This is a genomic window from Streptomyces sp. NPDC001980 (genome assembly GCF_040296885.1).
In the GTDB taxonomy this organism is placed as follows: Bacteria; Actinomycetota; Actinomycetes; order Streptomycetales; family Streptomycetaceae; genus Streptomyces.
The window spans coordinates 74,360-99,659 of record NZ_JBEOYD010000035.1 but is presented as its reverse complement, the minus strand read 5'-3'; the positions used below and the strand labels follow the sequence as shown (position 1 = coordinate 99,659).

Annotated in this window: 3 protein-coding genes; all 3 read left to right on the top strand. The window is 71.7% G+C overall.

Annotated features, from left to right (window positions below; genetic code table 11):
- The coding region (locus ABT137_RS38310; RefSeq protein WP_351716043.1) for a WXG100 family type VII secretion target at nucleotides 1–1,938 on the top strand (1,938 nt) is incomplete at its 5' end.
- 14 nt (nucleotides 1,939–1,952) lie between these two features.
- Entirely contained in the window at nucleotides 1,953–2,423 is a 471-nt protein-coding gene (locus ABT137_RS38305; protein ID WP_351716041.1) for a WXG100 family type VII secretion target, read from the top strand.
- A 14-nt stretch (nucleotides 2,424–2,437) separates the two neighbouring features.
- Nucleotides 2,438–25,300 carry a lonely Cys domain-containing protein gene (locus tag ABT137_RS38300; protein ID WP_351716039.1) on the top strand — a complete coding sequence of 7,621 codons (22,863 nt, stop codon included), beginning with the start codon at nucleotides 2,438–2,440 and terminating at the stop codon, nucleotides 25,298–25,300.

Below are 25,300 nucleotides of genomic sequence, written 5' to 3'. Positions count from 1 at the left end.
GGTCAGTTCGTCACGGAGCGGGTTGTTGATGGTCAGGATGTGTGGGGCTCTGACACTCAGGATGGGGGGTGGATTTCGCAGGACGGGACGGTTTATGTCTCGTCGGATGGTGAGGTGGAGCATGGTCTGACGGCGCCTGACGGTTCGTTCTTGGCGAATGGTGAGGTGCAGCAGATCGATGGTCAGACCGTTTATGGGACGCAGCTGGATGATGGGTCGTTTCTGTCTGAGGACGGGACGACGATGGTCACCGCCGACGGCGTGGTCGAACACGGGGAGACCTCGTCGGACGGGCAGTTTCTGACTGAGCGGACCGTCGACGGTCAGACGATGTGGGGTTCGGATACGCAGGATGGGGGGTGGATTTCGCAGGACGGGACGGTTTATGTCTCGTCGGATGGTGAGATGGAGCGTGGTCTGACGGCGCCTGACGGTTCGTTCTTGGCGAATGGTGAGGTGCAGCAGATCGATGGTCAGACCGTTTATGGGACGCAGCTGGATGATGGGTCGTTTCTGTCTGAGGACGGGACGACGATGGTCACCGCCGACGGCGTGGTCGAACACGGGGAGACCTCGTCGGACGGGCAGTTTCTGACTGAGCGCACCGTCGACGGTCAGACGTTGTTCGGATCGGACACCCAGGACGGCGGGTGGATCTCCGAGGACGGGACCGTCTACGTCTCGGCGGACGGCGAGGTCGAGTACGGGCAGACCTCGTCCGACGGATCGTTCGTGCCAGCCGGCGACACGTCGAGCGGGGACGGCACGACGACGGCCGGGGAGGACGACGGCACGACCACCGTCTCTGACGACGGTGCGACGACGGTCTCCGACGAGGGCACGACCACCGTCGCGGACGACGGCTCCGTCGATGACGGGACCGCCACGTCGGACTCGGCCGAGGACACCTCCGCGGACGAGTCCGAGGAGTCGACTTCGGACACTTCGTCACTCACCTCGCGGACCGTCGGCGGACAGACGCTGCTGGGCACCGACACCCAGGACGGCGGCTGGATCTCCCAGGACGGCACGGTGTACGTCTCTCCCACCGGTGAGGTGGAGAGTGGGCTGACCTCGCCGGACGGTACGTTCCTGCCGAACGGCCAGGTGCGGACCGTCAACGGTCAGCAGGTGTACGGAAGCGTCCTGAGCGACGGCACGTGGGTGTCGGAGGACGGGACCGTCGAGATCCAGCCCGACGGCACGGTCCTGAACGGACAGACGACCGCGGACGGGCAGTTCCTCGTCTCTCAGAGCGTCGACGGCCAGACGCTGCTGGGCAGCGCCACCCAGGACGGCGGCTGGATCTCCCAGGACGGGACCGTCTACGTCTCGGCGGACGGCGAGGTCGAGCACGGCATCAGCACTCCGGACGGCAGTTTCCTGAGCAACGGGGTGACCAAGACCCTGCCCGACGGCACCGTTCTCTACGGCTACATGTCGGGCGGCGACTTCTACTCCTCCGACGGGACCACCGTCGTCCTGGCGGACGGCACCGTGCTGACCGGCACCCTCGACACCCAGACCGGCATCTTCACCGCGTCCGACGGCTCCACCTACCTCGTCACCGACAACGGAATCGAAGGCGCCACCCTGCAGAGCGACGGTTCCTACCTGCTCGCCGACGGCTCGACGGTGATGACCCCGGCGGCCTGGGCCGTCGACATCGGTCAGTTGGGTGATTGCATCACCCTGGTCCGGAACCGGGCCGATGTGATCGAGGACAACATCAACACCGTCCAGGATCAGTATCGCATCGTCGAAGACGCCTGGAAGGGCCCCGCCGGCAATTCGTTCAGCGATGTCTCGACCCAAGTCACCAAAGTCATGAATGACCTCCAGGATCTCCTCACCGACATGATCGAGCGCATGATGACCAGCAAAGAGAACTACATCTCGGCCGAGAACGCCAACATCGCCAATTCGCAGGGATCCTGAGGAGGTATCAGCCAATGTCGCACATTCCCCACGACTACAACGCGGTCACGCTCTCGGTGGATCCGAACGCCCTCACTGCCGCGTGCGACCAGGTGAGCTCGGCCGGGCAGAACATCAGTGACGCGCTCGCCGACATCATGAACTCCCTGAGCGAACTGCGGCTTTCCTGGACCGGAGATGCGGCGGACGTCGCCGACGAGTTCAACACACGCTGGACGACGGTGACGGAGCAGCTCTACGGCACGCAGGCGGACTCCTCCAAGGGCGTCCTCAATATCCTGACCGCAGGCATCGGCAAAGCCGCACAGAATTACGCCAACGGCGAGGGTGCCGTCAAGGCGATGTTCTGGAATTTCCACAACGGGATAGTGCTGGCAAAGAGCGGCTCGACCGACTCCGGCTCGCCGACCGACACGGTGGACCAGCCGAGCGGCGTGCAGAACGAGAACTACCACACCACCGCGGTCAACGAGACCGGATTCTGAGGTAGCCCCCGACCATGTCCGACGACACGTTCAGCCCCGTCAAAAACTGGGACCCTAACCCGGTTTACGAACTCGGAAACGCCCTCATCGACTTCGGCGACTTCCTGGACGAGCAGGCCGCCAGGATGACCGACGCCGAGTTCGATCTGAACCTCGGGGCATGGCAGGGCGATGCCGAGATGTGGATGACTCAGGCCTTCTCCGACCAGCGCGAAGCGGTGATGGAAATCATCGAAGAGTTCTGGGACACCGGCGAGATGATCAACTACTACGCCATGCTCCGTACGGAGCAGGAGGCAACGCTCGCGAAGCAGTCGCTGTCGGAGCTCATCGCGGGCATCGTCGGTGTCCTTCTCGGCGCGCTCCTGTTCGTGGCACCGGAACTCCTCGGCCTCCTCGGTGCTGCGGCCGGACTTCTCGCGGAGGTCGGCGGGATGATGGGGAGCATCTTCACCTTCCTGGTGAACGTGGGGAAGAGTGTCGGCCAGTTCGTCGGCAGCGCTGCCGCCGCAGTCGGCGAGACCCTGCCCGACTGGGTGGTGACGATGGCCGGCGTCACCGGGAACGTCGCCCGGTTCGGCATCGAGTTCATGGGCGTCAACGCGGCGTCGGTGGCGGCGGGCAACGCCGCCGCCGGTCTGCAGACGACCGCCCAGCAGCTCATCCCCGTCCCCACCTCCCTGGAGCAGATCCCCGGCTTCATCTCGGACCTGGTGTTGTGGGGCGGGATCGGCGTCGCCGTGGCCTCCGCCGCCAAGGGCCTGGTCAATGTGGCCAGGGAGAAGCTGGACATCCTCAAGGCGGATATGAACGTCGGGGACGTGAACGTCGGCGCCGGCGACGTGGGGACCTCGGTCGGCAACTCGTCGACGGGCACCGGTACCGGTACGGGCCTGACCCTGCCGTCCTCGGTCACCTCCGTCTCCTCCGTCAGCGGGACGATCGCCGACTCCTCCAAGGGCCTCACCAAGTCCGACCTGACACTGTCCTCGGACGTCGAGATCAACTCCGCCGTCACCCAGACGCTCACGGGCACCACGGTGCGCACGTCGGTGGACACGGCACCGGCGCCGACGCCGACCAAGGTGACGACGACCGGCGCCGCCGACGGCCCGAACACCGACGGCGGGACAGCTGTACCGAACAAGGTGACCCCGGTGGACGCCGGCACCTCGCCCGGCGGTTCCTCGGCGGTCAGGACGGTGACCGACGGCTCCACCCAGCCCGTACAGCCCGCGCCGAAGACCGAGACGGCCGGCGGGAACGCGAACACGATCACGAGCGGCGCGACGGACGGCTCCACCGGGCAGAGCGTCCTGCACGACGTCGGCTCCGGTCTCAGCGGCGTGGCCAAGACGGCACAGGCCGCACAGCGGACCGTGGACGCCTCGACGGCAGGACACTCGACCGGCGGCCAGGAGTCGGTGGGCGCCTCCGGCGCCGGGCAGGCGGTGCGGACGAACCTGGACGCCCAGCCGTCCACCGCCACTCCGCACGAGGTGGCTCCCCAGACCCCGAGCCCGACGACGGACGCCGCAGGCGGCAGGGTGCAGGACACGGGGAGCAACGCGGTACCGGGCGTGGGGAAGGCGGTCGACGCCGGGGTGCGGCAGGCGCAGAGCGCGCTGCGGGCCGTCGGCGACAATCACGCCGCCACACCGGACACGGGCGCCCGCACCGCGGGGGCCGAGGAGACGGTGTCTCCGGTGCAGTCCGTCGCGTCGGGGAAGCCGGAGGTCGTCCATCCGACGACCCCGGTGCGCGAGGCGTCGGTCGGGCAGGTCGAGGGCGGCGGCCGTACGGGCACGCCACAGACGGCGGGAAGCACCGCTCCCAGGTCCGCGGCCGGGGAGCAGGGCGCCCGCGGCACGGCGGACGGCGGCGCCGCGGCCAGGGACATCGGCACCCGGGCCAACCTCGGGGACACCGCCGTACGTTCGGGGACGGACCAGGGGCAGCGTGTCTCCGGTGCCGCCGAGGGGACCCGCACGGTTCCGAACGCGGGACGTGAGCCGCTGAAGTCGGCCGCCGGACCGGGCGGCCGGCAGGTGCGGCCCGCGGGCAGGGCGGACGCCAGGTCCGCGTCGGGCGAGGGCGGCGACTCGGCCGCGTTCGCCGGACCGGCGAAGGACAGGACCACCCCCGTGGAGGCGGCCGACGGGATCCTGCGGCCCGACGGAACGGTGCACGGGGCGTCGGCCAGGGCCGCGTCCGAGGCCGACGGCGCCGGGCAGACCCGGACGGGTGCGCCGGGCGAGACGTCACGCGCCCAGCGGGGCGCCGACGAAGCGCGGTCGGCCACCAGGTCCGAAGAAGCCGAGTCCGGGCGGACGGCTCCGGAGGGGAGGTCCGTCGAGAGCACCGTCACCCAGGCGGAACGGCAGCGGGTCGCGGACTTCAGGGAGGCCGCGAAGCGCCAGAGGGCCGAGGACCGCAACACGGCCGCGGTTCGCGAGGAGGCCGACGGGAAGACCGCCGGCGCGCCGCGCGCCGAGGCGGTGGTCCGCGCCGAGGAGACCAGGGCCGGGATCACCGGGGCGAGCCGTGCCGAGGCGGCGTCGCGTTCCGTCGACGCCACCTCCAGGTCCGCCGACGCCACGTCCAGGTCCGCCACTGCGAAGTCCGCCGACGCGACCGACGTCACCGACGCGTCGGGGGCGGCGCACGAGACGACACAGGGACAGGCCGGGGACCACGGCTCGGCGGACCGGACGGCGCGGCACGACTTGGCCGCCACCGGCACCGACGCCGACCCGGCGCACGCCCAGTCCGGGGACAGGGCCGGGGAGCAGTCCGGGCACGAGCAGGTCTCGTACGACTACCGGCACGACGTGTCGGAGGCGAAGAACGCCGCGTACGAGGAAGCACAGCGCCGGCAGAACGAGACGTACGAAGGCAGGCTCGCGGAGGAGGCGGAGCGGGCCGAGCAGCGGCTGCAGCACAACCAGCGGCTGTGGAACGCCTTCGACGACGTCCGCGGCGACCTGTCGCACGAGTATCCCGCGGTCAGGTCCGAGGCGGTCACCGACATCGAGGCCGTCGTCAGGGGCGAGGGCGTCTCGGACCGCTACGCCGAGGGGATGGCCGACTCCTATCGTAAGGCGGTGGAGGAGCACCAGAATTACCTGAAGGAACATCCGGAGAAGCGGGCCGACGAACTGCAGGTCGGGATAGACCACGAGACCGGCGCCGTGTCGCACTCTCCGCTGCAGGCCAAGCTCGTCAAGGCACTGGAGTCGGTGCTCGACGACAGCTACCGGGGTCCGTCGCCCGTCGAGCTCGTCGAGGCGATCCGGCGGTCGTCGGACGAGAGTTCCGGGCCGAAGGACTGGGCCCGCAAGCTCGGCGTCCCGGAGGACCTCGTCTCCACCGTGGCGAGCGCTTACCACGAGGCCCGCTTCGAGCAGTACCGGCGAGCGGGAGAGACCGACCCCGGCACCCATGCGTTCGAGGAGGCGCTGACCGCCAAGCTGGAGGACCACCTCGGGAATCTGGAACACGACCTGTCGGCGCGCTCGTTGGCCGACCGGATGATCCGCGAGGAGAACAGGTTCCAGAGCGGTCAGCCGCGGCCGTGGCGGGAGGAGGTCAAGCAGCGGCTCGAAACACGGCTGGAGAGCATCGAGGACGCCGTCCAGCAGGGTGACATCAGCGCCCGGCAGGGCGAAGCCGCGAAGCAGAGCCTCTACGAAGGACTTCCCCAGGAGTTCGCGCTGGAGGCCGCGGTGCGTCAGCTGCGCGATGCGGCGTCGGAGGCCTTCGACCGCGCCCTGACCCATCCGGACCGCCCCGGTGGAAACCTGTTCGTCTCCGAGGCGCTGTTCGACCGGCGGCCGTTCTCGGCGAAGGACGAGGCGAACCTCCGCACGGACTTCCTGGACGAGTTCACCGCCGATCTGCGCGACATCACCCGGCAGCTGGAACTGGACGGGAACCTGGTCCACCGGGACTTCATGACGGACCTGGTCAGCGGGGCCCAGCCGCGGTTCGACGCCATGGTGCGCGGCCTGGAGACCCGGCTGACGCTGGCCGAGGACGCCACGCGCACCTTCGACGCCATGGCCGACGCCAGAGGCCTGGACCGGAACTCCGACGACATCGCCGCGGTACGCAAGGACTTCCTCGACGAGTACGCCCAGACCACCGGCGAACTCGCCGACGGCCGGCCGGTGCGCGAGCTCACCAGCGCCGAATACGCCGACGCGGCACACCAGTTCAACCGGGCCCTCAGCGAACTGGGGGACCGCTGGGCGGGCCGGCTGGACGCGAAGGCCGCCGAGCGCGCCCTGCGCGAGCAGGCCGACGAGCTGCGCGGTAATCGGTACGTCGCCTCCCGGAACGTCACCGACAAGATACTCGCCGACTACGGCAAGGCCTTGGACGACGCGATGGCCGGAATCCTCGGCTCGCGCAGGCCGGAGGAACTGTCCGCCGACGACTGGGCCGCGTACACGGCCGAACTGAGTCAGTCGCACATTCTGCTGATGCGGCAGACGGCCCCCCTGCACGCCGTCCTGGAGAAGGCGGACTACTCGCTCCACGCGGCCGCCGGCGTCCGGAAGGGGACCGAACTGGACTCGCAGGCCAAGCGGGTTCAGGACGACATGTACAAGACGCTCGCCGATGCCTACCGCGAGCATGTCGGGATGCCCGAGGAGGGCCAGTGGTCCGCCGAGGAACTGAACGCACGGGAAACGGCCTTCAACGATGCGGTCCTGGATCCGTACACCCGATCCCTGGATGACCGCCTGGCCTACGAGAGCGCTTTCGACGAGGCGCTGGCCGACGGAGGCCGCCGGTTCAACGAGCTGACCAGCAAGGTCGACGAAGCGGCCGGAACGGTCTCCGGGCGCTACGCGCTGAACGGGTACGACCTGGGCAAGGTGGCCGACGACTTCCGCAGCGATGCCGGCCAGGCCCACCAGGAGATCTACGGCCCGAACGGCCGCGACGTCGAAGCCGCGCTCGGCACGGAGCGGGCGGACGGCGACGTCTTCGGCACGGCACGCGGTCAGGCGTGGCGCGATCTCGTGCACGAGGTGGAGATGCCCCGCCATCGCGCCGAGCAGGAAACGTGGCGGGCGCAGCTGCGGCAGAGATTCACCTCGCTGGAGGCCGAGTCCGACGTGCGCCGGCAGGTCGAGACGCATGCGTCGGCCATCGGCTCCCAGGCCGCTCGCCGGACCTTCCAGGAGGACAGCCGGCAGGTCCTGGACTCCTTCAAGGAGGAGATGACGGGGGCCCGGACGCCGGACGATCTCGGCACGGCGGTGCGCACCGCTCAGGAGAAGATCCAGGCCCTCTACGACGACGCTGCGAAACTCGACACGGAATACCGGCAGTGGCGGCAGAACCCTGAGTGGAAGGTCGACCTGTCCAGACTGACGGTCGAGCGGGCCCCGTTCAAGGAATCCGGCCGACCGCACGAGCAGGCCGCCGCGACGTCCGCTCGGGGCACCGGGTCCGCCGACGCGCGGACACAGCAGGTGTCGCTTCCTACGGACGGCCCGGGCAGGGCGCTGGCGGACCTTGGTGCCGGGCTGGAACTCCGTGCACAGGTGTACCAGGAGTTCGAGCAGCGGCTCGCCGACACCCCGGCGTTCCGGCAGACCATCCCGTACACGGAGCAGGTGCAGGCCCGGGAGTGGTTCGCCGACCGGTGGACGCAGGCGGCACAGCAGCCCGACACCGACCACGACACCCTGCGCGCCGAGCTGGATGCGAGGCTCGCACGGGACTACAGCCAGGCGAAGGCCACGGCGGAGGCGAACGCGGTCTTCGACCGCGAGGTCGCCCTGTCGTCGGCGAAGCTGCGCTTGGCGGACACCTACTTCGGCAGCTCGCGCGTGGCCCGGTCGATCCGGGACGACTTCCGCCAGGCGATGGCCGCGGCGATCACCACCGGCCAGGAGGATCCGGCCCCGGAGCTGGTGCAGCAGTTCCGGCAGCAGTACCAGCAGGCGTCCAGGGACTGGTGGGCCGAGGAGTTCGCGCGCGAGGAGTTCCGGAAGGCGCTCTCCCTCCCCGACGGGGTCGACCTCACGCGCGGGCGCCCGTCGTGGGCCCAGGAGCAGCGCGCCTGGTACGGCGGCCGGCTTCGGGAGCTGCGCGAGCAGTACACCGCGGAGTGGCTCGCCGCCGGCCAGGGCCGGCCCCCCGCGGAGACGGTGGGCCGCCTGGATGCGGCTGTCCGGAACGTGGCGGCGCGTTTCCTGACCCGGGCCGAGTCCATGGGCGACGTCGTCCGGCAGGCCACCGAGCTGACCCGGGCCCGGAGCGCGGACTCCGACTGGTCCGAGGAGCTGGCCTTCTGGCACAAGACGCAGCAGGCGGCGCTCGTCAACGGCTTCGTCGCGTACGAGGCAGGCCCCAAGCCGGACGCCCGCATCCCGGCCATGGCGGAACTCGCCTTCGCGCTCGACGCGTTGCGGGAGGCGGCCCGCGTACGTCATCTCGCGCACCAGGACCTGGCCGACGCTCTGTCCGACGTGCGGATCGATGCCGTGACCGTGACCTCGGACGCGGTTGCCGGCTGGGCCCGCCAGGAGATCGGTCGCATCCGGGAGGAGCACGTCCGCGCGTTCGAGGAGACGTACTGGAACACGACGGAGCCGGTGCCGTCGCAGCAGGGGCAGGGGCAGGGGCAGGGGCAGGGGCAGGAGCAGGAGCAGCGGCAAGGGCAGGAGCAGCAGCAGTCGGCCGCCGACGGGCTGTCGGCCTCCGCGCTCTCCGAGCTCAAGGCCGACGTGAACAGGGTGCTGCGGGAGGTGAAGTGGCCGTACGGCTCCGCGAGCACCGCGAAGGTGGCGCACGAGTACGCCGAGCTGCCGACGTACTGGAGGAAGGACCCGAAGTCGACGGCGGAGGTGACCGCTCGCGCGGTCATGGGCCTGAGGCTGGGCATGGCACCCGGCGGAGCGCCGGGCGACGAGGCCGAGTACACGTCGTCCGGTGACGTCGGCGCGGCCTCGGCGTCGGTGCAGCGGCTTGTCCTGCGGGACGGCGGGCTGCCGGACACGGGTGTCGACCCGTACACGGACGGCTGGCCGATCGGCCAGCCGGTGGTCCTCGAAGGGCCGCGTCGCGTCGGGAAGCTCACCGAGGTACCCGCGCCGACTCTGCCCTTGCCCACGGGCGAGGGCGAGGGCAAGGGCAAGGCCAGGGAGCAATGGTTCACGTATCGGCGCCCGAGCCCACTCGGTTCGGCGCCGGTCGAGTACGACGTCAGCGACATGGGCAGCGTCAGGATGCCCTCGGGCGAGGTGCTGTCCGCGGACGGCTGGGTGCGGTACGGCGGTGACTTCGTCCATCCTGCGTCCGGGGCACTGCTGTTCGGGGACACCGGCTGGCTCGGCCAGGTGTACAACCGGGATGAGCTGCTGGAACACCCCGGCTTCCCGGCGCCCGGCACCGCGCGGCACACCCTCGTGGCCGACTCGTCCTACATCCACCTGGTCCCGACCGGGCCGGCCGGGACCAGGGGCGCCACCGCGGTCCGTATCACCCTGGACCCGGACGGCCTGGCCGGCACGGGAGCCTCCGCCACGCAGCCGACGGCCGAAGAGCCGGCCACCACGGACCCGGCCACCACGGACCCGGCAACAGAGGACCAGGCCGAGACCTCAGCCGGGGCGTCGTCCGAAGCCTCTGCCGAAGCCTCTGCCGGAACATCGGCCGACAGCAACACCTCGGGCGAGGCCCCCGTCCAGCCCCCCGTTCCCGAGAACGTCGTCACGCCGCCCGACGACGTGCGCGAGCCCTGGTACCTGTCCTTCGGCGCGCTGGGCCAGGCCGTCGTACCGGACTCGGTCAAGCAGATCAAGTTCACCGAGAAGCGGGCCCGGCTCTGGGCGGGCCGGGTCAGCCAGTCTCTCGTCCTGCCCGGCCCCGGACCGCACGACGCGCTGCGCGCGGGGATCCGGGACGAGGTCCAGAAACTGCTGCTGGACAAGAAGCCCAAGGACTGGGACAACGTGCTCGCGGTGGGCCATACGGTGGTCGTGGACGGCCGGCTGGTGTGGCTCCGTCCCATGGTGCGGGCTCTGACCCCGGTGCCTCCGAAGACGGGCGACGTCAGCGAGTACCCGGTCGGCTTCGCGGTGACCCAGACCGGCGGTGAGACGAGCCGCGAGACGGTCCAGGGCGCCGACTCCATCCTGTTCACGGCCCTCAACCTGGGCACCAGTGTCGCCGCCTCGATCGCCGCCCTCGCCGTCCCGCAGGTCCTCGTCGGCTCGTCGAAGGAGAAGAGCAACTCCTGGGGGCAGACGATCCTGTCCGGCCGCAAGCCCTTCATCAACAAGTTCAACCGGTTCACGGCCGGACTGGAGATGCACGTCTTCGTCGGCGGCGAGGAGGCCACTCAGGCGGGTCGCCTGGTCACCGTGCCCGACCGGGTGCACGTCGACCTCCCCGCCCCCTACTCCGAGGAGGGCCAGCACCAGCCGGACCTCAACGCCCCCGAGCGGCCCCGCCCCGTCAAGCCCCGCAGGACCGGGCCGTCCCAGGCCAGGGAGTTGCTCAACGCGGTCAACCTCACCCCCGCCATCGCGGGACTGCACCGCAATCTCCTCGCCGCCGGCCTTCCCGCCCCGCACGTGAAGAAGATCATGACCGGGCTGGGGATGGACAAGTCCCAGGGCTTCCTCAGCGAGCCGACCGCACGCAACCGCTATGCCTGGTGGGCCGGCGGGGACGTCTCCAACAGCATCGAGGTCTCCGGACCGCTGGGCAAGAAGTTCCAGGGGCATCTGCGCATCCAGGCCACGGTCGACAGCCTTCAGTACCTGGGCGACACCAACGTCGCGACACGTGACGACATCGGCGCCGGTTTCAGCCGCACGGCGTCCACCAAGGGGGCGTCGGTCGCCGGGCTCGGCGGCGGCTACAACACGGCCGGCATCGGCGGCGGTGGCTCCGACGCGTCGGCGGCGGGCACCGACCCCGAGACTACCCCCGGGCAGGAGGCGCCGGAGCACGAGTCGGTCGAGGTGAAGGGCGTCGCCCCCGCCGTCGGCGCGTCCGTGAGCGGCGACCGCGGTGCCGGTTACTCCCTGGACACCGCCCACATGAGCCACACGGTGCTGAACGTCTTCGGCGACCAGAGCCGTTACCGGACCGGGCTGCGGCTGACCGCGACCATGGAGTCCAGCACCCACAACATCGCCCCGGTCGTCGTCACCACCGAGTCCGAGCAGAGCGTGCCGCAGCGCGAGGCGGCCCAGTTCGTGGAGGGCACGGTCGGTCCGGGCTGGACCGCGGACCTGCGCCCGGCGGACGGCGGCGAGAACGCCCGGCGCCACCGGGTCTTCGCGCTGCCCGCCCGTCGGCAGGTCAAGAAGCTGCCGACCGTGCGCTCGCCGTTCCGCTTCGGCATGGGCGTGTCCGGTCCGGGCCTGCTGCCGCCGCATCCGCGCGAGCCGCTGCCGCTGGCCGCACGCCGGGGCCTCGGCTTCGGCATGCCCATCGCCCTGCCGGGCTCCGAGACCCTCCAGCAGGACCTCCGCGACGCCATCGAGCGGCACCACGTCAAGGCGGCCGGAGCCAAGAAGGCCTCGAAGAGCGACTGGGCGAACGCCGACCGGGATCTCGCGATGTTCTACGGCCGGTCCGCCCTGGAGGCCGATCCGAACCAGGCACTGCTCGGTATCCACCGCACCATCGAGGTCGGCGGGCACCGTTACAAGGTGTCGGCGAAGATGAGCTGGGGAGACCGGGTCACCGGAGCCAACCCGCTCACCGGTCCGGTGAACGAGGACAACCCGCTGGGCCAGACGTACACGATGAAGGTCAATGCCCGTGTCGTCAACGGCGCGACGGTCGCGGGTGAGCGCGGCAAGGGCAGCAAGGCCCGGTTCGCGTTCGGCGGCGGTGCCCGGCTGGCCATTCCGGAGCACGAGTTCAACATCGGCTCCCTGCACCTGAAGACCCCGCCGTTTCGGCTCGCCGTGGGCGCCTTCCGCGGGCTGCTGAGCCGGTCCTGGGGCAAGAGCGACAAGTTCGCCGGACTGGCCAAGGAGTACCGGCGCACGGAGACGGCCAAGAAGGTCGACGAGCACCGCTACGGGATGACCCTGCAGTGGACGGTCACACCGGAAGCGAGGAAGCCGTCGTACCTCAGCGGGAGCAACCCCGCGACCGCACGCGTCGTCGTCCCGCACGAGCACGTACCGGCCGAGCCCGTCTCCCTGAAGCAGGCGCAGGCGGCGGGCCGGGCCGAGGTCACCGGCGAACGTCCGGCGACCGAGCGGCCGTTGGACTTCAGCAGCGGCACCCACGGCCTCTACCCGGTCTTCCACCTGATGCCGGAGCTGGCCCAGCTCGGCGCCCGCATGTACGCGAGGCAGCACGGACTGCCCGACAGCTGGCTGCACAACCCGGCGGAGTGGCCGGAGGAGATCCGGGACCTCGCCCACCCCGGGATCCTGACCGCCCGGTTCGGCGCCATGACCGGTTCCCTCGGGCACCAGTCGGAGCTTCCGAAGGACGGCAGGCACAAGCAGGCGTTCCGGGTACGGCTGCACACCCGTGCCCCGAGCGATCTCGGGCGCAGCCCGGACGTCGAGGTCGAGCACTACGCCCAGGCCGCGGCGAGCCACGCGGTCGAGAAGGAGGGCGAGTGGGCCCTCGGCCTGGCCGGCTCGGTCGGACCGCAGTTCCGGTTCGGCGCCGACGCCAACGACGAGGAGGGGCACCACGGCGGCCTCGGCGGCCGGCTGACCGTGCTGGGATACGGCGAGGCCGCCAAGAAGTGGGGCGACGGCTCCGGAAAGACGGCCGGACGGATCGACATCACCCGGGCGACGTACAGCGGCGACGTCCACACGGTGCGTACGACGCCGGTCTTCGAGGTGACCTACGTCCGCTGGCGCGGCAAGGAACTCACCGAGACGACGGAGTTCCTGACCGCCGACGCGGCCCTCGACCTGCTCACCCCCGAACGCCGGCTCTCCGACATCATGCCCGCGGGGGTCCCGGCCGCCGACGCGACCAGGACCGCGGCGGCCGACCGGGCCGAGGCTCCGGCGGCCGGCGCGGCCGAGGCAGCGGCCCCGGCCACCGTTCCGGCGATCGTCATCACCTCTCCCGAGGGCGAGGAGTCGGCCGTCGGCCCGGCCCCGGCGGCCTACGCCACCACGGCCGCGGCCCCGGCCCCCCTCCCGACGATCGTCGTCACGCCGCCCGACGTGGAGGAGCACGCCACCGACCCCGGTACGGCCGCGGCCGCCACCGCGTCCGTACCGGACCCCGCCCGGCTGTCGCCGACCGCCCGGGAACAGTCCGTCGCCCCGCCGCCCAGGACCCGTGGCTACCTGCACCAGGACCTGATCTCCGGTATCGGGCACCCGGAGGTGATGCGGGCCGACGGGATCCTGGACGCCATTACCGACCGGCTGCGCGGACGTGGTGTGGTGACCACGGAGCGCGTCCAGGGTGTCGGTCCGCGGCCGAACCTGCTGATGCGGTCGCTGAGTTCGTCGTTCTCCGCGGACGCGCTGCGCAGCGAGTGGTACGCCCTGACCACCAACCAGGGGGTGAGCCGCTGGTTCCCGGTGCCGGGTCCCTTCGGCACCACCCGCTACCTGTGGGTGAAGGTCACCGCGACCAGGCTCGGCGCGGCGGCCGGGCAGCGGCCCCGGGACGACATCAAGCTCACGCTGCGCGGCGAGTCGGTGGACGAGAAGTCGAAGAGCGAGGCCTCCGGCTCGGAGTTCAGCGGCGGCCTGGATCTGCGCGGCCGGATCGGTGCCGGGTCGCTGCACGGCGGTCTGGAAGGCGGAGCCGAATACTCCACGTCCCGCGGTGAGGCGGACGAGGAGGCCGAGAAGACGGTCAAGATCTACCGGGCCAACCCCAAGGACGCGTCGGAGGAGTTCAACCACGACCTCACCTTCCGGGTCGAGATGGGCGCCACCACCGAACTGCCGGAGGCGCTGACCCTGCCCGCCCGCGGCGTCGGCCGGATCACCCGGCTGTTCACCGGCGCACCGAGCCGTGACAAGGGGGTGTTCACCTGGTACGACGCGGGAGACGGCACACCGGGCAACGCCCCGCAGGTGGAGGGCGGCAGCGTCCGCCTGCTCGTGCCCCGGCACCTCACGGCGGCGGTCGAGGCGTGGCCCGAGCCCATCGACCTCACCGGGGCCCGCGAGACCGAGGTCAGCTGGACCCCCGGGCCGAAGCCGAACACGCTCAAGAGGCGCAATCCGGCGCAGCCGGCCGAGCCGCGCCCCGAGCCGACCCAGGAACAGCCGGCCGCCCCGGCTCCCCAGGTGTCCGAGCCCGCCCCTGCGCAGGAGACCGTCCCGGCGCAGAAGGCCGAACAGGCCGAACAGGTCCCCAAGCTGCCGGATGCGCTGCTGGAGAACCTGCACCCGTGGTCCGTGCCCGCTGCCGCCGCCATCGGGCGCTGGGCCGCCGTCACCGCCGTACGCCACCGCACCCCGCCCGCTCTCGACGTCGCCGCGCCCCCGCATGTCTCGGGCCTGAACTTCACCACCCGGGCGGGGCTGCGCTACCAGCACTACACCAGCGGCAACATGCTGCGGCCCCACATCAAGGAGCTGCTGAACCAGACCTACGAGGTCCCGGTCGGCGCCGAGAAGGCGGTCGTAGGCCTGGAGGTGGACGGCGCGGAGATCCTGGGTCCGCCCGAGGGCACCCTGATCAAGCAGCGGACGTACACGCAGACCGACGAGGAACCCAAGCACGAGGTGGAGAAGGAGAGCGGCTGGCAGTTCACGCTCGGGCCCGAGATGGGCGGTTCGCTGGGTGACCACAAGATGTTCGACCGGCTGCCGATCACCATCAAGAACTGGATGAACGGCCGCAAGCGGACCACCGCCGTCGGCGACACCGACGAGCGCAACAAGGAAGGGCAGCGGCACTACCGGCTCTACCGGTTCGACGTCACCGCGGTCGTCGAGGGCCCGCACGGAACGGTCCGGGTCAAGGTCCCGAACGGCCTGTTCGGCATGCTCCCGATCGACAAGGCGACCGGCAGGCTCGCGGACGGCCTCGAGGACTGGCGGAAGGGCCTCCTGGCACCCCCGCCGCTCCCTGCACCCCCGATGCCGGCCCGTCCGGCCCCGGCCCCGCCGGTCCCGACCCGGCCCGTCCCGACGCCGCCGATGCCTACGCGTCCGGCACCGGCGCCTCCTGTGCCGACGCGTACTTCGTCGTTGGCGACGAAGACCTCCCGCCCGGCGCAGGAGCTCGCGATGGAGGCCCGTCCGGCACCGGCGCCCCCGGTCCCGGCGCGGACCTCGTCGTTGTCCGCGAGGACCGCCCGCCCGGCGCCGGAGCTCGCGACGCCGGTCCGTCCCGAGCCCGAGCCCGTGCCGCCGGTGCCGTCGCCCACGCCGACGGCTGAGCTCTCGCCGGGCGAGGGAGGCTATCGGCAGGACGACGACCCCGAATCGCAGTTCCGCCTGGGTACGGCCGCGCTGCTGGAGGAGTCGGTGACTGCCGCTCTGCGCGACCGCTTCGGTCTGGAGGCGGTGGTCGGTCTGGGCGGTGGCGGCGGTGTGTCGGCGGTCCGGCCGGTGCGCTCCGTCCAGGATCTGGACCTGCGCCTCACCCTGCCCGAGGGGGTCGGGGCCGAGCAGCGCGCGGCTGTCATGCGGTACCTCCAGGACGACGTTCTCGTCGGCGGTCAGCAGTCCTCCGGGACGACGGTGCGCGGGCAGTTCGGCGATGTCGAGGCGAGTGTCACGCTCGCGCCGGTGCCCGTCGCGACGCGTTCGCTCCCGGTGGTGGACGGCCCGGGCACCGTCGACCTGAGTGTGGTGGACACCGCCCGGCTCTTTGCCGACAAGATCATTGCCTTCGAGGGGCGCAAGGCGGATCCGTCCGATCCGAACGGCGCGGAGTGGGTGCTGGAGAAGCGGCTTCGCGACGCCGCGGACGTCCTCGCCCTGGCCGACCGGCTCGCGGAGGAACGTCCGCTGAGCGAGACGATGACCGGTCTCCTGGAGGGGACACTTCCGGCGCCGCCGAAGTGGGCGGAACAGAAGCCCGCGAGGTTCGTCCAGGCGCTGGGCGCACTGCACAACGCCAGGAAGGACCATTTCACCGAGTCCCAGTGGTCGGCACTGCAGACTATCGGGCGCCTGCTGCCCAACTCCGCCAAGGCCGCGAAGCCCGTCACGGCGCCGCCGACCGAGCAGGAGCGGGCGGCGCCGGCGGAGCAGAAGCTGGCGCAGCGCAAGGCGAAGAAGCAGCAGGCGGCGGCTCGGCGTGCGGCGGCCGCCGCGGGACGTACGGCCCCCGGACAGACACTCGACGCCCCCGCGACCCCCGTGACCGAACCGTCCCCGCCCGTGCGGGTCGAGCAGACACCGGAACCCGAGCCTCGGCCGACGCCCGTGGCCGAGGACGCGACCGGCACCCCGGCCCCCGCCCCTGCGCCGCAGCCGTCCGGACCCCGTCGGGCGCTCTTGCCCGCACCGGAACGGCTGGACCTGTACGTGGCCGCGCTCAAGGACGGCGACGCCGAGACACCGGGCAGTCGCGAGGCCATGTGGGCGAAGCGGTCCACAGCGCTCACCGCGGCGGGCGTCGACATTCCGCCTCGGTTCGTACAGATCGAGGACGTGACGGTCGGCTACACACCGGCGGAGGAGAACGGCGAGGCGAACGCCCCGCTGTCGGGCGCCAAGTTCATGAACTCCTACGGCCGCACGGACGACGGCACGACTCTCGCGGTGATGGGGGAGAACTACCGTGCCCCCGGTGAAGGGTTCACGGCCGCCGACGCGTTCATCCACCAGTGGTCGACCGCGCACGTGCTGCTCGCCGGGGAGAAACTGTCGGCGAAGAAACTCGCCACCGCGGTCGGCAAGGACCTGGAGCGGCCGAAGTCCGCCGCCGACCTGCCCGAGCGACTGCCGCACCGTATCTACCGGCAGAACATCTCCGGTCCGGCTGCCAAGAAGGCGCTGGGCGGGCTGCTCGACGCGGAGACGAGCACGAGGCGGTTCACCGCGGGTGACGAGTCGTTCGAGCAGGTCCTCAGGACCGTCAACGGCAAGTCGACCAACAACATCGTCAAGACCTTCAACGAGCTCAAGGGCTACTCGGGCGACGACGCTCACCTCATTACCGGGGGAGCCCTGTTCCGGGACAGCAACGGCAACTTCCAGCTGCGCTTCGAAATCGTCCGGGCGGCCGACGTCGCCGGCGGTGCCGGCACCCGGGAACCGGCAGCGAAGACCACCGCGCCGGACGAGGAAGCGGCGGCAGCCCTGCTGGAGATCCTGCCCACGGAGGTTGTCGACACCACCGGTTCCCTGGACCCCGGCGCCCGTCCCGAACTGATCTCCAGCATGCCCGCCGGCCCCCTGACCGACCCGGGGAAGAGCGCCCTTTCGGCCCCGGCGCAGTCGGACACGTCCGCTGCCGCCGCCTCTGCCGACGGCCGGGGTGCCGTCGATCCGGCCGTCAGCGAGGGAACCGCGTCGTCGGAGCCGTGGACCACCGGCAAGGTCACCTTCAAGGAGGGCTCCGAGGAGGTCGATCCCCTCCAGCGCGGCTACCTCACCCATCTCGCCCGCAAGGTGGTGAAGGCGGGGCTGCGCGACATACGAGCGGGGCTTCAGGCCCCCTGGATCACCGTCACCGGGTATGGCAACGGCTCGTGGCTCACGCCGGCGAGCCCCGGCTGGGGCGCCGAGAGCAGGGGCCAGGGGCGCGCGGACGCCGTCGCCGACGTGCTGCGGGACGAGATCTGGAAGGTCCTGAAACTGATCCAGCAGAACGAACCGCCCGAAAGGCACGTCAGTTCCAGTGCCTTCACGATCGTCGGCGTCAGTGGCGGGCGGGACGTCGCCGTCGACGGTGTGTCCGGTGACGCCGGTGTACGGGCCCTGCGGCGGCAGACGACCATCGACATCGACCTGGCGCCCCGCTCGCAGGCCGTCGAACGGCTCGACGCCCTGCGGCTCGCCGACACCGGCACCGGTCTGCGTGAGGGCGCCTTCGATCCGGATCCGCTCGCTCGCCGGATCCTGCACCTGGACGCCCAGCACACGGTGCGGGACACCGACCGGCGCGCGCTGTACGCGTTGGTGGACGAGGCGATCGCGGCAGGCCGGGCGACGAGTCTGGCGGCGCTCGGCGCGTACGACCTGTGGCGGCGCGGGGCGCTGTCCGACGCGAGCCGGATCACCGCCGCCGACGGCCGGGCCCTGGGCCGCAACTGGACGGGCGGTCCGGCGGGGGACTTGCTCACGGAGTCCTACGTCGAGCTGCGCGAGGGCAGGGTCGCCGACAGCCCGACGGCGTTGTGGCAGCAGCAGGGAGCCGATGACAACCGCCCGTATCTCGTCGCGGCCAAGGGCGATCACGAGCGTGTCCGGGTCCGGCTGACGGGCGGGTCCCTGGTGCGCGTGCCGCTGGAGGAGTTCGCCGAGCTGCTGGCCATGGACCCGGACCTGGCCGCGCTCGACGACCAGCTGCCCGTCGTCCTCGCTGTCCCGCACGCGGGCGCCCGGAGTCCGCGCCTGCCGCGCACCGCCGCCGCCCGGACCGGCAGGACCGTGTGGGCGCACAGCGGCGAGGTGAAGCTGCACGAAGACCCGTCGACGCGGCAGACCCGGATCGCGGTGGTCAACCGCCGGTCGGCCGGAGAGCCGCTGGGAAGCTGGTTCGCCAGCGAGCCGGACCGTCCGGGACTCGTGGACCAGGTGCCCGGGATCGAGGAGCGGTTCCTGCGCGCGGTCGACGGGACGCGGGTCCCGGACGACGAGATCATGAGCCACACCCTGGCCGCCGACGGGCGCCCGTACGGCCGCGCCGTCTTCACCAAGGGCGATGTGATCGCACGGGAGCGGCAGTTCGGTACCGTGTCGAATGCGGACAAGTACGTACACGTCGATCCCGTCTCCCAGAATCTGTACGGCGACGCGGAGAACGTGCCCTGGTTCGGCCGGGACGCGTACTTCTTCTACCTGCACGGGAACCCCGGCGCGTTCCAGATCGCGAGGGCGGACGGGACCGCCAGGACCACGCCCGGCGACCAGATCGGCGGATACCTGCGACGGCGCCCGAGTCTGCGGCGGCTCACCCCCGACGGTGTGGTCGTGCTCATGTCGTGCTGGGCCGGCGCGGCCGCCGACGGCATCTCCCGTCGCGGCGACGCCGCCCGTGCCCCCTTCGCCGCCGACCGGTTGGCGACCGTCTCCGAGGCCCAGCAGGTGGCCAACCAGGTCGACCGCACCGTGTTCGCGGTCGATCGGGCCCACTACGTCTCGTACAGCGGGGGACAGAGCCGGCAAGGCATCGCCATGACCGCCGAGGGGGAGCGGAGCGGGTGGAAGGAGTTGCGGCCGGAGCCGACCGGGGCAGCGCTCGACGAACTGGCCCGCACGGTGGGCCTGCACACGGGTGCGGGCCCGGCTTCGGAGGAGGACAGGGACTCGGCCCTGCGGCTGGTGCGGGCCCTGCGGCTGGTGTTCGGCGCCTCCGTCGAGGACGACAAGGACGTCGTCGACGGGGAGTACCAGCGGCTGCTGAGCGGTATCGGCGCGCTGGAGACGATGCGCCGCGACGATCCGGGGCTGCGGGACAGCGGTCCTTTCACCATGGACCTGCTGGACCGGGTCGCCCGGTCGCATGCCGAGCAGTCCGCGGGACTCGCCAAGCCCCCGGGCACGGCCCTGGAGCCGGCCGAGATCCTGGCGGTGCTGGAGGCGGCGCGGACCCAGCCGGCCCGGGCGGCTCTGCGTGACTTCGTTCCGCTTCCGTCGGTGGACGAGGCACTCTCGACGCTGGCGAAGGACGATCCCGCGCAGCGGGCCGTCCAGGTCCTCGACCTGGGGTCCGGCCCGGTCACCGCGGTCCACCGGCAGCGGCTGCTGTGGGCGACGGTCGGGGCCGTCGAGGGCCTGTCGGCCGCCCCCGATGTGAACGCCCTGGCGGTGAAGGTCCTGCACCTGGACGCGTCCGTCGTGCCCGTGGACGACGCACGGCGTGCGGAACTCCTGTGGACGATGGCCGGGGCGGCGGCGGCCGGTCGTGACGTCCACAACCCGACGGCGCTCGCCGCGTTCCACCTCGAACGCAGCGGTGCCCTGTCCCGCGGAACGCTGTTGTTGTCCTCCAGCGGCCGCGAGGTGGGCCGCAACTGGACCGGCAGGCCGATGACCGACCCACTGGTCATGGACCGGTACCTCGCCACGGACACGAACGTCGGCCCGAGCAGCGCCGCGGTCCTGCCCGTGCCGTGGCGCCTTCGCGGAGCCGGTACAGGCGAGAACGCCTACTTCGTACTGGCCGACGGCGGTCGCGACCACGTGGACATGCCCTGGCCCGATGGCTCCCGTCGCCCGGTTCCCCCCGACGAGATCGCCGAACTGCTCGCCAACGACCCGGTGCTGAACGCTCGCCTGCCGGAAGACCCGATCGTGCCGATCATGCCGAACACGCCGCGGAGCGCCCCGCTGATGAGGGCCCTCACGGACCGGGCGGCGACCGGCAGGACCGTGTTCATGCCCGCGGTGAACGTCGCACTGTTCCACAGCACCAGGAGGAACGAGTACGACATCGTCGTGGCGGAGCCCGCCCACTCGGGCGCCACAGCCGGCTGGGTCCGCAAGGACCCTCCGGCTCTGGTCCCACCCGCCCCGGCGGCACCGGCGGTACCCGTCACCACCACGGTGTCGGCAACCTCAGCTCCCGAACCGTTCCCCAGCATGCCCGTCGGGCCGCTGAGCAGCCCGGTGCGAGATGCGGGTGCCGTCGAACCGGCCACCGCCGACGCGACCGCGTCATCGCGGCCGTGGACCACGGAGAAGGTCACCTTCGAGGAGGGCTCCAAGGAGGTCGCCCCGGCCCGGCGCGACCGCCTCGCCGCTCTGGCCCGCAAGGCGGCGGAGGCGGGCCTGCGTGACATCCGGGACGGACTGCAGGCCCCCTGGATCACCGTCACCGGGTACGGCAACGGCTCACGGCTCGGTGGCCGGGGCGCCGACAGCACGGGCCGGGAACGCGCGGACGCCGTCGCCGACGTCCTCCGGACCGAGATCGGCAACGCCCTGCGCCTCCTCCAGAACGGCGATGCGTCCACCGCGGGCCGGGTCGCCGCCGATGCCTTCAGGATCGACAGCGTCAGCGGGGGGCGGGACCTCGCCGACAACGGGGCGTCCGGTGGCGCCGGCACGCGGGACCTGCGGCGGCAGGCGGTCATCGAGATCGACCTGGCGCCCCGCTCGCCGGCCATCGAAAAGCTGAACGCCCTGCGACTGGCCGACCCCGACCCGGCACAGCGCGAGGTCCCCTTCGACCCGGATCAGCTGGCCCGCCGGATCCTGCACCTCGACGGGCCCGTACGAAACGTCCATCGCCGCGCGCTGTACGCACTGGTGGACGAGGCGACCGCGGCCGGCCGGGCGACGAGCCTGGCGGCGCTGGGGGCGTACGACCTCTGGCGGCGCGGGGCGCTGTCCGACGCGAGCCGGATCACCGCGCCGGACGGCCGTGCCCTGGGCCGCAGTTGGACGGGCGGCGCGGTCATCGACCTGGCCGCGGAATCCTACGTCCAGGTGCGCGGCAGCAACACCGTGGACGCCCCCACGGTGCCGTGGCAGCAGCAAGGGCCCGGTGACCACCGCCCCTATGTCATCTCGGCCAAGGGCGATCACGAGCGTGTCCGGGTCCGGCTGACGGGCGGGTCCCTGGTGCGCGTGCCGCTGGAGGAGTTCGCCGAGCTGCTGGCCATGGACCCGGACCTGGCGGCACTCGACGCTCAGGTCCCCGTCCTCCTTGTCGTCCCGCACGCGGGCGCCCGGAGTCCGCGCCTGCCGCGCACCGCTGCCGCCCGGACCGGCAGGACCGTGTGGGCGCACGGCGGCCATGTCAAGCTGCACGACGACGCGGTGACAGGTCGGGCCCGGATCGTGGAGATCGACCACCGGGACCTGGGGCACCCGCTGGGAAGCTGGTTCGCCAGCAGGCCGGGCCGACCGGAGCCGGAGAACCCGACGGCCGGGGCCGAGCAGCGTTACGTGCGCACGGTCGACGGGACACTGGTCCCGGACGACGAGATCCTGAGCCACACCCTCACCACCGACGGACGCCCCTACGGCCGCGCCGTCCTGAGCGAGCGCGACATGGCCGAACGGGACGAGCACGTCAACGCGCTGCCGGAGGCGAACGAGTACGAGTACCTCGACCCCGTCCGCTCGTTCACGCACGGCGACAAGGAGAAGGTGCCCTGGGCCGGCCGGACGGCGTACTACTTCTACCTGCACGGGCAACCGGGCGCGTTCCGCGTCGTGAAGCTGGACGGGACGAGCGGGAACGCGCGCGGCGACCAGGTCGCCGGGTACCTGCAGCGGCGCCCGAGTTTCCAGGAACTCGCCCCCGATGACGTAGTGGTGCTCATGTCGTGCTGGGCCGGCGCGCCTGCCGACACTCTCGCCGTCCACAACAGAGCCGGCCGCACTCCCTTCGTCGCCGACCCGCTGGCGACCGTCTCCGAGGCCCAGCAGGTCGCCAACCACGTCGACCGCACCGTGTTCGCGATCGACCGGGTCCACTTCGTCCGCAGCGAGGGCAAGGAGTCCTGGCAGGGGATCCTCACGGACTCCCTGGGGGAACGGCGCAAGTGGCTCGAGTTGCGGCCCGAACCGATCGGCGCGTCGCTCGACGAACTGGCCCGTACGGCGGGCCTGCACACGGGCGAGGGCCCGGCGTCGGAGCAGGACAGGGTCACGACCCTGCGGCTGGTCCGGGCTCTGCGGCTGGTGTTCGGGGCCTCGGTCGAGGACGACAAGGACGACGCCCACGGGGAGTACCAGCGGCTGCTGGCCGGCATCGGCGCACTGGCGAGGATGCGCCGCGACGATCCGCTGATGGGGGACGTCGGGCCGTTCACCATGGATCTCCTGCACAGGGTCGCCCGTGCGTATCTCGGACGGTCCGCGGGGCTCGTCCGGGCCCCGGGCACAGCTCTGGATCCGGCCGACGTCCGGGCGGTGCTGGAGGCGGCACGGACCCAGCCGGACCACAGGTCCCTCACCGGCTTCGTCTGGCTGCCGTCGCTGGGCGAGGCCCTCTCGCTGGTGGGCAAGGGAGATCCCGACCAGCGGGCCGTCGAGGTGCTGGACCTGGAGTCCGGTCCGGTCACGGACGTCCACCGGCAGCGGCTGCTGTGGGCGACGGTCAAGGCCGTCGAGGGCCTGGCGGCCGCGTCCGACGTGGATGCCGTGGCGGCAAAGGTCCTCCACCTGGGCTCCTCCGCCGGTCCCGTGGACGACGCACGACGTGCCGAACTCCTCTGGACCATGGCCGGGGCGGCCGCGGCCGGCCGTGACGTCCACAACCCGACGGCACTCGCCGCGTTCCACCTCGAACGCGCCGGTGCCCTGTCGGCGGACACGCTGCTCGGCCCACCCACCCGTGCGCTGGGCCGCAACTGGACCGGCCGGCCGCTGACCGGCCGGCTGGTCACGGACAACTACCTCCTCTCGGGCAACGGCACCGACCCGGCGGGCGCCTCGCCCCGCACCGCGCCGTGGCTCTCTCCCCAAGACGACCCGGACGAGCTCCCACGCGCCTTCTTCGTGCTCGCCGACGGTGGTCCCGACCACATCGACATGTCCCTGCCCAACGGCACCCGCCCCTCGGTGCCGCACGACGAGATCGCCGAACTGCTGACCAACGACCAGTTGTTGAGCGCCCACCCGCCGAACGAGCCCGTCGTACCGCTCGTGCCGCACTCCGGCGGCGGCCGCGCCCTGGCGACAGCCCTCACGAACCGGGCCGCGACCGGCAGGGGCGTGTTGCGGCCCGCGGTCGACATCGACCTGTTCCACAACAGGAAGACGAAGGAGCACCACATCGTGGTGGCGGAACCCGCCCCCGGAGCGAGCTCCACGTCCGGCTGGGTCCGCACCCTTCCGCCACCGCTGGCCGCACCCACCCCGGCGAAACCGGCGGCACCCGCCGTCACCGAGGCGCCGGCGGTCGCCCCTCCCAGGCTCCCCGCCGTCGGCACCACCGAGATCGTCGAGGGGCCGATGCCGAACGCCGCCGTCCCGGCGGACGCGGCCGACATCATTCCGCCACCGATCCTCTCCCGGGGAGGGCAGGTCTTCCTGGCGGACGACCGCCTTCCCGAGGAGATCATCGCCGCCGGCCTGGTGCCCATGGGGCCCAGCCTCGACCTCGACAGCTACGCCCAGGCGGGGTCCGGCGAGAGCGCCGCATTCGGGTTCGTGGCCGCCGGCGCCTCCCGTGAGCAGGCGGCGCAACGCCTGAACGAAGGCTACGTCTGGGAGGTCGACGCGCCGGGCGGTATCGACGTCGCCGCGACGCTCGACGCGTACGGCATCCCGCACAAGACCGCCGCAGGGGCCGAAGTTCTCTTCGCGGGCGGCGTCGCGTCCCGGTACATCAAGGGCGCTTGGCGGATCGTCCCCGGCGCCGGCGCCCACGGGGAGAACACCCTCGGCGAGTGGATCCCCAACCCGAACCACCGGTCGTACGACGACGGCCGCGATGTGACGCCCGCGGCCCCCGTGCGTCGGCTGCCGATCCAACCGGTGCTGGACAAGCGGGTGTTCAGGGTGGAGGACGTGGTGTCCCCGGACGAGCTGCTGCACCTGGCGGACGCGCTCGGCGGCGCGGACGCGGTGACAGGCGAGCAGTACGCCGGCGAGCTCGGCGCCCGGCTGACCGCACACATCAAGGTGGAGCTGGCCGAGCAGGGCCTCGCTGTCGGCCATGTCGATCTGCACGTGAGCATGGATGATCCGGGTCACTCCATGGCGGGCATGGCACTGGCCCGGGTCGTCGCCAACGGCCTCGGGCGCCGGGCCATGCTGACCGTCGGCGCCCTGCGCACGCCCGTCGACATCTGCCCGTCGAGGAATTGA

What these genes read in the sequence shown, in the direction of transcription:
- ABT137_RS38305 (WP_351716041.1), top strand. Translation starts at nt 1,953, where the DNA reads ATGTCGCACATTCCCCACGACTACAACGCGGTCACGCTCTCGGTGGAT.
- ABT137_RS38300 (WP_351716039.1), top strand. Translation starts at nt 2,438, where the DNA reads ATGTCCGACGACACGTTCAGCCCCGTCAAAAACTGGGACCCTAACCCG.